General features: G+C 63.6%; 12 protein-coding genes. 9 read left to right on the top strand and 3 right to left on the bottom strand.

Translation table 11 applies throughout. From position 1 onward, the window contains the following. The 4 genes from iolE (at position 1) to ACP15P_RS10095 (ending at position 3,669) form a co-directional block, all read left to right on the top strand. Positions 1-924 (top strand): myo-inosose-2 dehydratase, encoded by a 924-nt coding sequence (iolE, locus tag ACP15P_RS10080; protein WP_424928322.1) that lies wholly within the window; start codon positions 1-3, stop codon positions 922-924. Continuing rightward, entirely contained in the window at positions 917-1,711 is a 795-nt protein-coding gene (gene iolB, locus ACP15P_RS10085; RefSeq protein WP_424928323.1) for a 5-deoxy-glucuronate isomerase, read from the top strand. Before iolE ends, iolB begins: the two co-directional genes overlap by 8 nt. A gap of 22 nt (positions 1,712-1,733) precedes the next feature. After that, positions 1,734-2,513 (top strand): TIM barrel protein, encoded by a 780-nt coding sequence (locus ACP15P_RS10090; protein WP_424928324.1) that lies wholly within the window; start codon positions 1,734-1,736, stop codon positions 2,511-2,513. 160 nt (positions 2,514-2,673) lie between these two features. Then, positions 2,674-3,669: a LacI family DNA-binding transcriptional regulator gene (locus tag ACP15P_RS10095; protein ID WP_424928325.1), complete on the top strand. Its 996-nt coding sequence runs from the start codon at positions 2,674-2,676 to the stop codon at positions 3,667-3,669. Positions 3,670-3,731: 62 nt separating this feature from the next. On the opposite strand, the gene ACP15P_RS10100 is transcribed toward ACP15P_RS10095, so the two are convergent. From ACP15P_RS10100 to ACP15P_RS10110, 3 genes are read right to left on the bottom strand one after another with little or no spacing between them, the layout of a single operon-like run. Then, complete coding sequence (locus ACP15P_RS10100) at positions 3,732-4,865, bottom strand: Gfo/Idh/MocA family protein (protein WP_424928326.1); 1,134 nt, start codon at positions 4,863-4,865, stop codon at positions 3,732-3,734. An 11-nt stretch (positions 4,866-4,876) separates the two neighbouring features. Continuing rightward, positions 4,877-5,770, bottom strand: a complete 894-nt coding sequence (locus ACP15P_RS10105) for a sugar phosphate isomerase/epimerase family protein (RefSeq protein ID WP_424928327.1) — start codon at positions 5,768-5,770, stop codon at positions 4,877-4,879. Between the two features lie 18 nt (positions 5,771-5,788). After that, positions 5,789-6,892 carry a Gfo/Idh/MocA family protein gene (locus ACP15P_RS10110; protein ID WP_424928328.1) on the bottom strand — a complete coding sequence of 368 codons (1,104 nt, stop codon included), beginning with the start codon at positions 6,890-6,892 and terminating at the stop codon, positions 5,789-5,791. A gap of 124 nt (positions 6,893-7,016) precedes the next feature. Here ACP15P_RS10110 and iolD point away from each other — a divergent pair, with 124 nt between their 5' ends. The 5 genes from iolD (at position 7,017) to ACP15P_RS10135 (ending at position 14,263) form a co-directional block, all read left to right on the top strand. Next, complete coding sequence (iolD, locus tag ACP15P_RS10115) at positions 7,017-8,885, top strand: 3D-(3,5/4)-trihydroxycyclohexane-1,2-dione acylhydrolase (decyclizing) (protein WP_424928329.1); 1,869 nt, start codon at positions 7,017-7,019, stop codon at positions 8,883-8,885. Then, positions 8,885-9,865 carry a 5-dehydro-2-deoxygluconokinase gene (gene iolC / locus ACP15P_RS10120; protein ID WP_424928330.1) on the top strand — a complete coding sequence of 327 codons (981 nt, stop codon included), beginning with the start codon at positions 8,885-8,887 and terminating at the stop codon, positions 9,863-9,865. Before iolD ends, iolC begins: the two co-directional genes overlap by 1 nt. A gap of 13 nt (positions 9,866-9,878) precedes the next feature. Continuing rightward, complete coding sequence (locus ACP15P_RS10125; RefSeq protein WP_424928331.1) at positions 9,879-10,736, top strand: 5-deoxy-glucuronate isomerase; 858 nt, start codon at positions 9,879-9,881, stop codon at positions 10,734-10,736. After that, entirely contained in the window at positions 10,733-11,563 is an 831-nt protein-coding gene (locus ACP15P_RS10130; RefSeq protein WP_424928332.1) for a class II fructose-bisphosphate aldolase, read from the top strand. Before ACP15P_RS10125 ends, ACP15P_RS10130 begins: the two co-directional genes overlap by 4 nt. Positions 11,564-11,713: 150 nt before the next feature. Further along, the gene (locus tag ACP15P_RS10135) at positions 11,714-14,263 is read left to right on the top strand and encodes a bifunctional diguanylate cyclase/phosphodiesterase (RefSeq protein ID WP_424928333.1); all 2,550 of its coding nucleotides are present in this window, start codon (positions 11,714-11,716) and stop codon (positions 14,261-14,263) included.

Consider the following 14,263-nt stretch of genomic DNA (forward strand, 5'->3'; position numbering starts at 1 on the left):
ATGGCAATCAAAATCGGCATCTCCCCGATCGCCTGGCAGAACGACGACCTGCCGGACCTGACCGCGGACTACACCATGGAACAGTGCCTCCGCGAGGCACGCAAAATCGGCTATACCGGCGTCGAACGCGGTCGCCGCATGCCCCAGGACACCGAAGGCCTGCGCAGCTATCTCGCCGCCAACGCCCTCGACCTATGCGGCGGCTGGTGCTCCGGCAGCCTCATGGTCAGCGACGTGGCCACCGAGAAGGACGCCGTCCGCGAGCAGGTCGAGCAGTTCGTGGCCCTCAACGCCCCCTGCATCGTCTACGCCGAATGCTCCAACACCGTGCAGGGCGACATCAACACCCCGGTCAACAACCGGCCCAAGGTGGACCGCGACGGCATCCGCAGCTATGCGGGCAGGCTGACCGAGCTCGCAAAATGGATGGCCGACCAGGGCATGACCCTGGCCTACCACCACCACATGGGCTCGATGATCGAGAGCGAGGAGGACATCAACCACCTGATGGACTTCTCCGGACCCGAGGTCACGCTCCTCTTTGACACCGGCCACCTCGATTTCGGCGGCGGCGACGTTCTGCGCGTGCTTGACCGCTGGGGCGACCGCATCCGTCACGTCCACTACAAGGACATCCGCCCCGGCGTTGTCCGCGACGTGCGCGAAAACAACCGCAGTTTCCTCGACGCCGTCATCGCCGGCGCCTTCACCGTGCCTGGCGACCCGGACGGCTCCATCGACTTTGCCGCCGTCACGGACCTGCTCAAGGCCATGGACTATTCCGGCTGGATCGTCGTCGAGGCCGAGCAGGACCCTGCAAAAGCCGCACCTTACGAGTATTCCAAAATCGGATACGACCACATCCGCGCGCTCTGTGACCGCGCGGGCCTGACCGTTGACACAAGGGAGCCCAACCATGCCTGATCTTCTCCACCGTCCCTTCGGCAACCACGGCAAGGTTCACGAGATCACCCCGCAATCCGCCGGCTGGCGCTTTGTCGGCTTCTCCCTCTACCGCCTGCGACCCGGCGAGACCGCCGCCGAGGCCACCGGCGACCGCGAGGTCATCCTCGTCATGGTTGAGGGCAAGGCCGCCATCACCGGCGCGGGCCAGGACTGGGGCACGCTGGGCGAGCGCATGAACGTGTTCGAGAAATCCCCGCCCCACTGCCTCTACCTGCCCAACGGCACCGACTGGAACGCCACGGCGGAAACCGACTGCGTGCTCGCCGTCTGCTCCGCCCCCGGCATGGGCGGGCACGAGGCCCGGCGCATCGGCCCCGACGGCATTTCCCTGACGCAGCGTGGCGAGGGCGCCAACACCCGCCACATCAACAACATCGCCATGGAAAACGAGGACTACTGCGACAGCCTGCTGGTCACGGAGGTCTTCACCCCCGCCGGCAACTGGTCGTCCTATCCCTCGCACCGCCATGACGAGGACGACTATCCGCGCATCACCTACCTTGAGGAAACTTACTACCACCGTCTGAACCCGGCCGACGGGTTCGGGGTTCAGCGCGTCTATACCGACGACCTCCAGCTCAACGAGACCATGGCGGTCCATGACGGCGACGTGGTCTGCGTGCCCCGCGGCCATCACCCCTGTGGCGCGCCCTACGGCTTCGAGATGTACTACCTCAACGTGATGGCCGGACCGCTGCGCAAATGGCGCTTCGTCGCCGCGCCGCCCGTCGAGCACATGATGTAAACCCTTCTGCGGAAGACAAAAAATGACAAATAAATCTCCACTTGCCGTCTGCGCGGAAATGCTGTGGCAGGACAAACCGATTGAGTGGCGTGCCGCCCGCCTGACCGAGCGTGGTCTTGGCGTTGGTCTGTGGAACTACCCGGACCACGACCTCGACAAACTTAAGGCCACCGGTGCGAACTTCACCATCATGAATGGCTACCTTGAGGGCCGTCTCGCGGATGATGAGGGCGCGGACATGCTCCTGAAATCCGCCCGCGAAACCGCGCAGATCGGCAAACGCCTCGGCGTCGACCGCCTGAACCTGCACGGTACCGGGCTTGGCGACGGCGGCATTCCCATTTGGCAGCACGAGGTCGTCACCGGTCCCATGTGGCTCAAGGCCCGCGACACGCTCTCCCGGATCTGCGACATGGCCGAGGAGGAAGGCGTGGTCTTCACTCTCGAAAACCTCAACCTGATGGACCACCCCGGCTGCCCCTTCGGCTCCACCGCCGACGTTCTGGCGCTGGTCTCCTCCATCGACCGGCCGCAGCTGCGCATCAATCTGGACCTCTACCACACCCAGATCGGTGAGGGCGACCTGCTCCGCTGGTGCGAGAAATGCCTGCCCTGGATCGGCGAGATCCAGGTCGCTGACAACCCCGGCCGTTTTGAGCCCGGCACCGGTGAGATCAATTACCCCGGCATCGCGCAGGGCCTCGCCAAACTCGGCTACACCGGCCCCATCGGAATGGAAGCCTGGGCCGAGGGTGACAGCGACGCCGCCGTCGACGCCTTCGTCGCGGCCTTCACTCTCTAGACCCACAAAAAAGCGCGACCGCCCCACCTGGGGCCGTCGCACCTAACACTCCCTGAAAATTTTTTTGCAACCGATTGCAAAAAAGGCTGCTCTTTTTGTTTGGGTACCCCGCCTTCTTCCGCTACACCGTTCGGATTATTGGGCAACGGAGTCTGCAAACATGGCGGTGACACTCAAGGACGTGGCATTAAAGGCGGGCGTATCCCGCTCCGCCGTCTCGCGCACCTTCACCGAGGGCGCCTCCGTCTCCGCCACCATGCGCCGCCGCGTGGAAAAAGCCGCTCAGGAGCTTGGCTACAGCCCCAACGCGCTGGCCTCCAGCCTCACCACCGGCCGCACCAAACTGATCGGCATGGTGTCCAACAACTTCCATAACCCGATTTTTCTCGAGGTGTTCGACCGTTTCACCCGCGGGTTGCAGGATCGCGGCCTGCGCCCCCTGCTCGTCAACCTCTCCGAGGAGGCCGGACCGGAGGCCTCGGTGAGCATGCTCCGCCAGTATTCCGTGGACGGCGTCATCGTCGCCTCCTCCACGCTGCCGCCCGATTTCTCCCTTGCCTTCCGCGACGCCAGCATCCCCGTGGTCCACGCCTTCGGCCGCACCGGCGGCGGTGCCGGGGTCCATGTCGTCGGGATCGACAACGTCGCCGCCGGTCGTCTCGCGGCCTCCACGCTCATCGACCGCGGCTACCGCAACATCGCCTTCCTTGGCGGCCCGGAATCCGCCACATCCACACAGGACCGCCTCGCGGGCTTTCGGGAGGAAACCGCGAAATATTCCGACATCCGCGTCTCGACGACCTTCGCCACCGCCTATTCCTTCGAGGCCGGCCGTGCCGCGATGGCAGAGTTGCTGCAACATCCGCCGGCCGAGGCCTATTTCTGCGGCGATGACGTGGTCTCCATCGGCGCGCTCTCCGCAATCCAGGACAGCGCCTACAACTGCCCCGCGGATATCGGCCTCATTGGCCTGAATGACATGGAAATGGCGGGCTGGAACAACATCAATCTCACGACCATCCGCCAGCCCATTGAGCAGATCGTGAGCTCATCCATCGAACTGATGCTCGCCACACTTGAGAACCCTGACCGCTTCCCCGAAGCCCGCGTCTTCTCCTGCGAAGTAATCGAGCGCGGCACCCTGCGGCCGAAATAACCGCCCGTTGTAATCCGGCCCAACGCAGGCCGGATCCGATTTTATTGCGTCAAACCGAAGGCTTACCGAAACATCGGCGGCCGCGCGTCCACCCAGGCACCATTGTCCCGCGCCGAGGCAACCGCCTGATGCACCGCCGCCATCGACCGCACCCCGGCCTCCGCACCCGGCAGCCCGTCACGGGTCTCACCCGCAATCGCATCCGCCAGATCGCAGTAGATATTGGCCACGGCCAGCGGGAAGCCTTCAGGATGGGCAATCGCCACCCGGCTCAGCCGCCGCGCATCCTCGTGCAGCCCCGCCTCACCCTTCTCGATGATCTGCGTGCGCCCGCCAACCGGCGTGTAGTAGAGCTGGTTCGGCTGTTCCGAGGCCCAACGCAGCCCCCCGGTCTCGCCGAAAACCTGGATGTCAAACCCGTGCTGCCGCCCGATCGCCACCGACGAGGTCCAGAGCCGCCCGACCGTGCCACCGGTGGTGCGGAAATTGACCATCGCGTCATCCTCCAGCTCCCGGCTGGCAATCGTCGAGGCGAAATCCGCCGACAGGGTCTCAACCTCATCGTCACAGATAAACCCGGCCATGTGCAGCGCGTGAATGCCGCAATCCGCAAACTGCCCGGACACGCCCGCCATCTTCGGATCATAGCGCCAGCGCACCCGTGGGTTGTCCGCATCCGTGGCGTCCCCGTGATGCCCATGGGCGAAACTGGTCACCACCAGCCGCACCTTGCCAATTTCACCATTGCGCACCATCGCACGGGCCTGGCGGACCATTGGATAGGCCGAATAGCAGTAGTTCACCGCGCAGATTTTGCCGGATTTCTCCGCCACGCGCACGATCTCCTCACCCTCCTCGACCGTCATGGTCATGGGCTTTTCGCAAAGCACGTTGAACCCGGCCTCAAGATAGGCCTTCGTGATCTCAAAATGCGTCGCGTTGGGCGTGGCAACCGTCACCAGGTCAATGCGGTCGTCGCGGTCTTTTTCACCCGCAAGCATCTCGGACCAGTCGCCATAGGCCCGGTCCGCCGCAATCCCCAGCCGCTGTGCATAGTCGCGTCCCGCGTCCGGGCGGTGGTCGAGCGCCCCCGCCGCAAACTCAAAACGCCCATCCGCCAGCGCACCAAGCCTGTGCGCCGGGCCGATCTGGCTGCCTTCGCCACCACCGATCATGCCCCACCTGAGTTTAGCCATGTTGCAGCCCTCTACTTAAAGCCGATTGATTCAAGATATTCGCGGTTCACCCTGGCATCGCGCAGCGTGTCCGGATCCAGGGTCGGGTCGCAGTCCTGCTCCACCGTACACCAGCCCTCAAACCCCGCATCCAGCAGTACCTGCCGCACCGCCGGGAAATCCACATCCCCCTCGCCAAGGTTACAGAAAATCCCCTGGCCGCAGGCGTCATAGAACCCGGTCCGGTTCGCAATGACATCCGCCTTTACCTTCGGGTCTATATCCTTGAAATGCATATAGGAAATACGGCCGATATGCTTGCGCATAAACGCCACCGGATCGAACCCGGCATAGGAATGATGCCCGGTATCGAAACAGATTTTCAGAATGCCCTCATCCACTTCCGAGAGCAGCCGCTCAAGCTCCGGCTCAAAATCCATGAACCCCGCCGCATGGGCATGAATACCCACGGTCAGGCCATATTCCTCCGCTCCAATGCGTGCGCTCTCGGCGATCCTGTCACGATAGGCGGACCATTCCGCCGCGTCCATCTGCTCGGCTTCAGTCGCACGTCCCGCCGTCGGTGCCCGCCGCGGCGAAATCGAATCGATCAGCACCAGATGCCGCGCCCCATGTGCCTTGAGCGCCTTCGCCGTCCGGTGCGTGGCATCCAGCACGTCATCCCAGGCGTCCGGGTCGTGATAGGGCCGAAACACAACCCCACCGATCAGTTCCAGGTCATGCTCCGCCAGGGCATCCCCCAGTTCCACCGGGTCCTCCGGCATGTATCCAACGGGCCCAAGCTCAATGCCCTTATATCCCGCCGCCGCACACTGGCGCAAAACCTCCCGCCAGTCCGGATTGCGCGGGTCGTTTGCGAATTCCACACCCCATGAACAGGGCGCATTGCCAATTCTAATCGTCATGTCCCGTACTCCCCGGGGTCAAAAATCGCTGATGTTCTGCCAGGCTTTTGCGTCGGCCGAGGCCAGCGTCGCCGCAATGACCCGGTTGACCTCATGCCCGTCACGGAAGGTTGGCCAGGTCGCCTCACCGCTCTCAATCGCTGTCAGGAAATCCTTGGCCTCAATGATGATCTGGTCCTGGTATCCCGTGCCATGCCCCGGCCCCTGGCAGAACGGCTCATAATCGGGATGCGCCGGTCCAGTCAGGATCTTCGTGAACCCGCGCGTCGCCTTCGGCCCCTCCATCCGATAGAGCCAAAGCGCGTTCTGATCCTCCTGATCGAACCGGATCGCGCCCTTTGTGCCTGCAATCTCATAGGCATAGCCCATCTTGCGCCCGGTCGAGACACGGCTGAAATACATCTGTCCCATCGCCCCGTTCTCAAACCGGCACATCATCTGCGCGTGGTCATCATTGTTCACCTCGCCACCCGGTCGCGTGGCGTGAACCGTCTCATATTCCCCCATGACACGTTCGATCGGCCCCATCAACGCCAGCGCGCCGTTGATCATATGCGGCGCCAGGTCCCCCATCGTGCCGTTGGCCATTCCGGTCGTCCGCCACGTCGCGGGCGCCTGCGGATCGGCCAGAAAATCCTCCGTGTGCTCCCCCCGAAACCATGTAATGTCGCCAATTTCACCATCCGCGATCAGCTTCCTCGCAAACTGGCTCGCGGGCGTGCGGATATAGTTGAAACCAACCATGTTCACCACGCCCGACGCCTCCGCCGCGGCCACCATCGCGGAACTGTCCGCGAGCGACGCCCCAAGCGGCTTCTCGCAGAACACCGGCTTGCCGAGTTTGAATGCGGCCTCTGCGATCTCCCGGTGCGTCTCCTGCGGCGAGGCGATCACTACCGCCCCCACGCCCGGATCCTCCACCAGTACCCGCCAGTCATCGGTTGCCCGCGCAAAGCCGTAGGCCGCGCGATAGCGTTCCGCACTTTCCGGTGTGGTCGCACAGACCATCTCAAGGCGCGGTCGCAGGCCGGTATTGAAAATGGCACCCACCGAGGACATGGCCACCGCATGGGCCTTGCCCATGTAGCCGCCACCAAGAATGCCCACGCCGATATCCGTCATCGCGTCCTCCCCCTTTTTCTCCGATTCACTCATTGCAACCGGTTGCAAACCTCCTAACCTGAAGCTACACATCCCGCAAGCCGCAAATCACCATTGATCCGGTTTTCAGGGAGGGATCGCGCTCATGTCATCACCAGACGGCACCATTCGGCTGACCACCGCACAGGCCATCATCCGCTGGCTGGTCAACCAGTATATCGAAATCGACGGCGAACAGATGCGCGTCTGCGGGGGCGGCTTCGGCATCTTCGGCCACGGCAACGTCACCTGCCTCGGCGAGGCGCTGAACACCGTGCATGAGGAACTGCCCCTCTATCGCGGCCAGAACGAACAGAGCATGGGCTTCGCCGCCGCGGGCTACGCGAAACAGTGGCTGCGCCAGCGTTTCATGTTCTGCACCGCTTCCGCCGGTCCGGGCACCGCGAACCTGCTCACCGCCGCGGGCCTTGCCCATTCCAACCGTCTGCCAATGCTGCTGCTCTGCGGCGACGCCTTCATAACCCGGCTGCCCGATCCCGTGCTGCAGCAGATGGAAAATTATTATGACCCGACGTTGGGCGTAAACGACGCCTTCAAGCCGGTCAGCCGTTACTGGGACCGCATCTGCCATCCCGCGCAGGTCATCCAGTCCCTGCCCGCGGCCCTCGCAACCATGCTCGACCCGGCCGACTGCGGCCCCGCCTTCATCGGTCTGCCCCAGGACGTGCAGGGCTGGACATACGACTACCCCGAGAGCTTCTTCCAAAAACGCGTCCACCGCATCCGCCGCCAGTCCCCGGACGTGGCCGAGATCGCGGACGCCGTTGCGCTCCTGAAAACCGCCGAGCGCCCCATGATCATCGCAGGCGGTGGCGTGCAGTATTCCCGCGCCGTCAGCGACCTCACCGCCTTCGCGGAAAAGCACAACGTGCCGGTTGTTGAGACCATCGCGGGCCGCGCCAACATGCTCTCCACCCACCCGCTCAACATCGGCCCCATCGGCGTCACCGGCTCCGACAGCGCCAACGCCATCGCGGAAAAGGCCGATGTGATCCTGGCCGTCGGCACCCGTCTCCAGGACTTCACCACCGGATCCTGGACCGCCTTCGCGAAGGACGCCCGGATCATCGGCGTCAACGCCGCCCGCCACGACGCCGCCAAACACATGTCCCTCACCGTCGTTGGCGACGCCAAACTCTCGCTCAACGCCCTGACGGACGCGCTCGACTACACCGCACCAGTCTCCTGGGTCGACTTCGCCAAGGCCGAACGCGCCAAATGGGACGACTACGTCGCCTCAAACGTCAAACCCGGCAACGAATACAACTCCTACGCCCAGGCCATCGGCGTCGTGAACGACCTCTGCGACTCCCGCGACCGCGTGGTCGCCGCCGCCGGGGGCCTTCCAGCCGAAGTCACCGCCAACTGGCGCACGCTGGACATCGGTACGGTGGATGTCGAATTCGGCTTCTCCTGCATGGGCTACGAGATCGCCGGCGCCTGGGGTGCCCGCATCGCACAGTCCGAACGCGAACCCGACCAGGACACCATCACCTTCTGCGGCGACGGCTCCTGGCTGATGCTGAACTCCGACATCTATTCCTCCGTCCTCAGCCGGAAAAAACTGATTGTTCTTCTGCTCGACAATGGCGGCTTCGCGGTCATCAACAAGCTTCAGAACAACACCGGCAACGAGAGCTTCAACAACCTGCTCTCAGACTGCCCCACCATCCCCGAACCCTTCGGTGTTGATTTCGTGGCCCACGCCCGGGCCATGGGCGCCATCGCGGAAAAGGTCGAAAACCCGGCGGAACTGGGCGAGGCCTTCAAACGCGCCAAGGCCGCCGACCGCACGACCGTCATTGTCATGGATGTGGACGCCTACAAAGGCTGGACGACCGGGGGCCACGCCTGGTGGGAGGTCGGCACGCCCCACATTACTGAGAGCGACCGCGTCCGCGAGGCCCATATCGACTGGGAATCCACCCGCGAACGCCAGCGGAGGGGCGTGTGATGAGCAAACTGATCGACGGCATCCGCAAGGGCCGCTTCGCCGTGTTCGGCCGCGCCGGAATGGACATGTTCGCCGACCCGCCCGGCACCGCGGTCGAGGAGGCCGAAAGCTTCCGCTCCGACCTCGGCGGCTCGTCGGCCAACATCTGCGCGGGCCTGTGCAAACTCGGAATGCACTCCGCCCTTATCACCTCCGTCTCCGACGACGCGGTTGGCCGCTTCTGCACCAACCGTCTCAAACACTACGGCGTCGATACGCAGTACCTGAAGGTTCTGGGCGGCGAATACCGTATCTCGCTCGCGGTCTATGAAAGCCGCATCGAGGATTTCCAGCTGGTGATCTACCGCAACAACGCCGTGGATTTTCAGGTGACGGACGAGGATGTCGACCGCGTCGACTATTCGGACTTCGGTGCGCTTATCACGGCGGGAACAGTGTTCGCGGCGGAACCCTCACGCGGCTCTACCTTCCGCGCGTTTGAAAACGCCCGCAAGGCAGGACTGCCCATAATCTTCGACATCGACTACCGCCCCTATTCCTGGCCATCCCCCGAGGTCGCGGCCGAGGTTTTGACCCGCGCAGGCGAGGAAAGCGACCTCATCGTCGGCAATGACGAGGAATTCGGCTTCATGGCCGGCGGCATAGAAAAGGGCCTCGACAAGGCCCGCGAGCTTGCCGCCGGGGGCCGCATGGTTATCTACAAAATGGGCCACCAGGGCGCGTTGACGCTCGCCGACGGCCAGGAGATCCGCACCGGCATTTACCCTGTCACCGCCGTCAAACCCAACGGCGCGGGCGACAGCTTTATGGCGGGCCTCCTCGCCGCCATCGCCGAGGACCGCCCGCTTGAGGAAGCCGTCCTGCGCGGGTCCGCCTGCGCCTCCATCGTGGTCAGCCAGCCCGGCTGCGCCCCCGCCATGCCCACAACCGCCGAGCTTGACGCCTTCCTGGCCGAACGCTCCGGCCCGACCGACGTCTGAAAAAGGAAACCCGATGCATATCGCGCCCCATGACAACCAAAACAGACCCATCGTCGACGTCGATCACGATCTGGTTCCGCTGAACTACTTCAACATCGTCAATCTCAAAAAGGGTGAGAGCTTCGACTACGCCGTTCCCGGCTACGAGACCTGCATCGTCCCCGCCACCGGCACCGTGGACGTGGATGTGGACGGCGCCGCCTTCGCCAAACTCGGTAACCGCGGCGTCGATGTCTGGGACGGCGAGCCTGAGGGCGTCTACGTGCCCGTCGGCGCCAAAACCCGCATGACCTGCGTCAGCGACACGGCCGAGGTCTTCATCGCCGGCGCCAAATTCGACCAGGTGCTGGAGCCTTTCGACGTGCGAGTGCCGGAAATCGACCTCGTGCAGTACGGCTCCGATGACACCAAAACCCACCGCAAGATCAAACACATCCTTGGCGCCAATCAGCATGACAAAGTCGGCCGCCTGCTGGTCAGCGAGCTCTACACCGTCGGTGCGGGCGGCTGGTCCGGCTTCCCGTCCCACAAGCACGACACGGACCGTCACGACGAAAATGGCGAACTTATTGAGACCCGCCACGACGAGACCTACAACTTCCGCTTCCGTCCCGATTACGGCTCCGGCCTTCAGATGCTCCAGCGCGAGGACAACGAGCCTGGCGACGCCTACCACATCATGAACAACTCCACGATCCTGATCGACAAAGGTTATCACCCCTGCTGCACCCTGCCGGGCTACGAGATGTACTACTTCACCATCCTGGGCGGCCTGTCCCAGCGGTCCCTGAAGCAGTATTTCCAGCCCACCCATGAGGCGCAGCTGCATACCATTCCGGGCATCATGGACATGGTGGCGAAGTTCAAATGACCCTCGCAACCCTTGCGGACGTTCTCCAGCCGGCCCTGAAAAACGGTTACGCCGTGGCCGGTCTCGTTACCCTCGGTTGGGAGGACATGCGTGCCTATGTCCGCGCCGCCGAGGCCGAGGGCGTGCCCGTCATCCTCCAGGCCGGTCCCGGCTGCCGCGCCCACACACCGCTCCCGGTTCTGGGTTCCATGTTTCGCAACCTCGCCGAGGCCGCCTCCGTCCCGGTCGTCGCCCATCTCGACCACGGCTACAGCGCTGAGGACTGCCGCACCGCCATCGACTGCGGCTTCACCTCCGTGATGTATGACGGCTCCCGCAAACCGCTGGCCCAAAACATCGACGAGACCGCCGCCATTGCCGAGGCCGCCCACGCCGCCGGTGTCTCCTGCGAGGGCGAGATCGGTTTCGTCGGCTATTCCGGCGGCGAGCAGTCCAAAGGCACCGACCCGGATGAGGCCGCCCGCTTCGCCAAAGAGACCGGCATCGACGCCATGGCGATCTCCGTAGGTAACGTCCATCTGCAAACCGACGCGGCCGGTGGTCTTGACGAGGACCGCATCCGCGCCATCGAGGCCAAAACGGACGTCCCCCTCGTCATCCACGGCGGCTCCGGCGTTCCCAACGACCAGCGCACCCGCCTCGCGCGCGGCTCGCATATCTGCAAATTCAACATCGGCACGGAACTCCGCCAGCAGTTCGGCTCCGCCCTCCGCGCCGCCGTCGCCCGCGATCCCGACCGTTTCGACCGCGTCGAAATCATGAAGGAGATCGAGCCCCCCCTGACCGATGCCGCCCGCACCGTGCTGCGCGGGTTGAAACCAGGCTGAAACAGCCGACCAAATGGTCTGGCGCAATTGTCACGATAGCGTGAGAGTTGCGTGACAGGCACTTCTTGATACAACTTTAACGATATGTTAATAAAGATTTAATCAACGTTAAGTCGCTCGCATCGTGGTCCCTGATTGGAAATCAAGTCCTTGCCCAAAATCGGCTACAGGAGCGTGGCCCTCCTGGTCGGGGCCGCCCTCATATCGCTGACCATCGTGGCGTTCCTCATGATCAGGAGCGCGCAGCACACCCATATCGAAACGCTCACCCAAACCAATATCCGACTGTTCTCGGTCAAGCTCGAGTCGCGCATGCGCGAACAACTCATGGTGGCCAACCTCTTCAGCGATCAGCTTGAAAACACCCGCATGCCACTGGCCGAAAGGTTCAAAATCAATGTCGGGGCCATCTTCCCCCTGCTCCCTGACCTCGAGGCCGTAAACTGGGTCAACACCGACGGCATCGTGGAGGTCGCGTATCCGGCAACCACCGCAAACAAAATCCTCAGCCAAAAACTCGGCCAACGCGAGGATACCCTTGTCGCCCTGTATCAGGCCCGCACCTCCCGCGAACCACGCCTGTCCGCGCCCTTCCAACTTGCACAGGGCGGGATCGGTTTTGAGGGCTTCGTACCGGTCTTTCAGCGTGGCGAAATCAGCGGCTTCATCCAGTTCGTGTTCCGCGCCGGTCCCCTGATCAACAGCGTCATCGGCCCCTGGCAGGGTCAGGGCTTCATCGTCGCCGTCGCCGACGGGGACGGTCTGGTCTACGGCAACCTGCCGCTTCTCTCCGGCGCCGAACACGCGGGCTCCTCCCGGGTAACCGTGGCGGGCCGCATCTGGGATCTCGCCATCGCACCGACCGAAGCCACCCTGAAGGAGAACCTCACCCTGCTGGACGAGCTGGTCCTCGCCGGTGGTGCGCTGATGTCCCTGCTCGCCTCAATGCTCGTGGTCTGTTCAGGCCGCACCCAGGACGCCATCCGCGACAGCGAGGAACGCTTTTCACTGGCCATGCAGGGCGCAAGTGACGGCCTTTACGACCGCGACCTGCGCACCAATGAGGTATATTATTCCCCCCAGTGGTTTCGAATGCTGGGTTACGAACCCGACGAGTTTCCCCACGGCATGGATACTGCGGAGCAGCTCATCCATCCCGACGACTGGCCGAAACTCGTAAACGAAATCGACAGGCTCATGAAAGCCGGAGAACCACATTTTGAGCACGAAATGCGCATGCGCCACAGCGATGGCAGCTGGAGAACGATTCTCTCCCGCGCTTTCATGGTCTTCAAAAACGGCCGGGCAACCCGCCTCGTCGGCACCAATATTGACCTCACCGAGGACCGCGTCCGCGAACGCGCCCTGAAGGAGGCCACCCGCACCGACCACCTCACCGGCCTGCGCAACCGCCGCGAATTACGCCGTGACCTCACCACCATTTTTTACAACCTTCACAAACGCGACCGCCTCTGCGTCTTCCACCTCGATCTCGACCGCTTCAAGGCGATCAACGACACTGACGGCCACCAGGTTGGTGACGCGGCCCTCTGCGAGGTGGCCCGCCGCCTCCGCGCCCTCGACACGGACTTCGACATCATCGCCCGCGTTGGCGGCGACGAGTTCGTCCTCGTGCGTGCAGGTAGCGACACCGACGACGAAATTCGTGCCATCGCCTCCAAAATCATGCAGCGCATCGCCGATCCCTTCAGCGCCGGCGGCAAACAGATCCGCCTCGGCGCCAGTGTCGGCGTCGCCTTCGCCCAGGGCGGAAGTGGCGGTGACATCCGTGACACCCTCGAAAACGCCGACATCGCCCTTATCCACGCAAAAGACGAAGGCCGCGGCCGCTGCCGCTTCTTCACCCATGCCATGCGCCAGGAGGCCGTTCGCCGCGCCCGGATGCAGCACGACATCACACTCGGCCTCCAACGGAACGAGTTCATCGCCCATTTCCAGCCGCAGGTCGACATGGAAACCGGGCGGATCATCGGCTTCGAGGCGCTCGCCAGATGGGATCACCCCGACCGCGGCATCCTCTCCGCAGGCGAGTTCATCTCCCATATCAACAGCTCCAGCCTCGCCATCAAACTGGACCGCGCAATCCTTCGCCAGGCCTGCCGCCTCCTTCCAATGCTGGCGGAAGCCGGACGCGGCGACATCACCGTCAGCGTCAACATCTCAGCCGAACAGCTCAGCGAAGCCGACATCGCCCGCAAACTGGGCGAAATCGTCCGTCAGGCCGGGGCCGACCCCGCCCGCCTGCACCTGGAAATCCTCGAAACCACACTCCTCGAAGACGCCAGCCCCGTCGTCATCGAGAACATCCGCGAACTCGCCGCACGCGGCTTCCGCATCGAACTCGATGATTTCGGCACCGGCCACACCGCCATTTCCAGCGTCCTGAACTTCCCCATCTCCCGCATCAAAATCGCGGGCAGCCTCGTCGCGGGCGTCGACCAGGACACGCGCCGCAAGTCGATCATTCACTCAATCGTGGAACTTGGCGAAAACCTCGGCGTGGACGTGCTGGCCGAGGGCATGGAAACCGCATCCGAGGTCGCGTTCCTCAAATCCATCTCCTGCCGCGTCGGTCAGGGCTTCCACCTCGACCGGCCCCTGTCCGTCGCGGAACTCCTTGAGCGGATCAAACCCGCCGCCAGCCCCTCGCGCCAGTCCGACCTGGAGTTGTCGGATTAG

The organism is Amaricoccus tamworthensis (assembly GCF_049800875.1).
GTDB classification, from domain to species: Bacteria; Pseudomonadota; Alphaproteobacteria; order Rhodobacterales; family Rhodobacteraceae; genus Amaricoccus; species Amaricoccus tamworthensis.

What these genes read in the sequence shown, in the direction of transcription:
- ACP15P_RS10110 (WP_424928328.1), bottom strand. Translation starts at nt 6,892, where the DNA reads ATGACGGATATCGGCGTGGGCATTCTTGGTGGCGGCTACATGGGCAAG.
- ACP15P_RS10100 (WP_424928326.1), bottom strand. Translation starts at nt 4,865, where the DNA reads ATGGCTAAACTCAGGTGGGGCATGATCGGTGGTGGCGAAGGCAGCCAG.
- iolC (WP_424928330.1), top strand. Translation starts at nt 8,885, where the DNA reads ATGAGCAAACTGATCGACGGCATCCGCAAGGGCCGCTTCGCCGTGTTC.
- iolB (WP_424928323.1), top strand. Translation starts at nt 917, where the DNA reads ATGCCTGATCTTCTCCACCGTCCCTTCGGCAACCACGGCAAGGTTCAC.
- ACP15P_RS10130 (WP_424928332.1), top strand. Translation starts at nt 10,733, where the DNA reads ATGACCCTCGCAACCCTTGCGGACGTTCTCCAGCCGGCCCTGAAAAAC.
- ACP15P_RS10090 (WP_424928324.1), top strand. Translation starts at nt 1,734, where the DNA reads ATGACAAATAAATCTCCACTTGCCGTCTGCGCGGAAATGCTGTGGCAG.
- ACP15P_RS10125 (WP_424928331.1), top strand. Translation starts at nt 9,879, where the DNA reads ATGCATATCGCGCCCCATGACAACCAAAACAGACCCATCGTCGACGTC.
- ACP15P_RS10105 (WP_424928327.1), bottom strand. Translation starts at nt 5,770, where the DNA reads ATGACGATTAGAATTGGCAATGCGCCCTGTTCATGGGGTGTGGAATTC.
- iolD (WP_424928329.1), top strand. Translation starts at nt 7,017, where the DNA reads ATGTCATCACCAGACGGCACCATTCGGCTGACCACCGCACAGGCCATC.
- ACP15P_RS10095 (WP_424928325.1), top strand. Translation starts at nt 2,674, where the DNA reads ATGGCGGTGACACTCAAGGACGTGGCATTAAAGGCGGGCGTATCCCGC.
- iolE (WP_424928322.1), top strand. Translation starts at nt 1, where the DNA reads ATGGCAATCAAAATCGGCATCTCCCCGATCGCCTGGCAGAACGACGAC.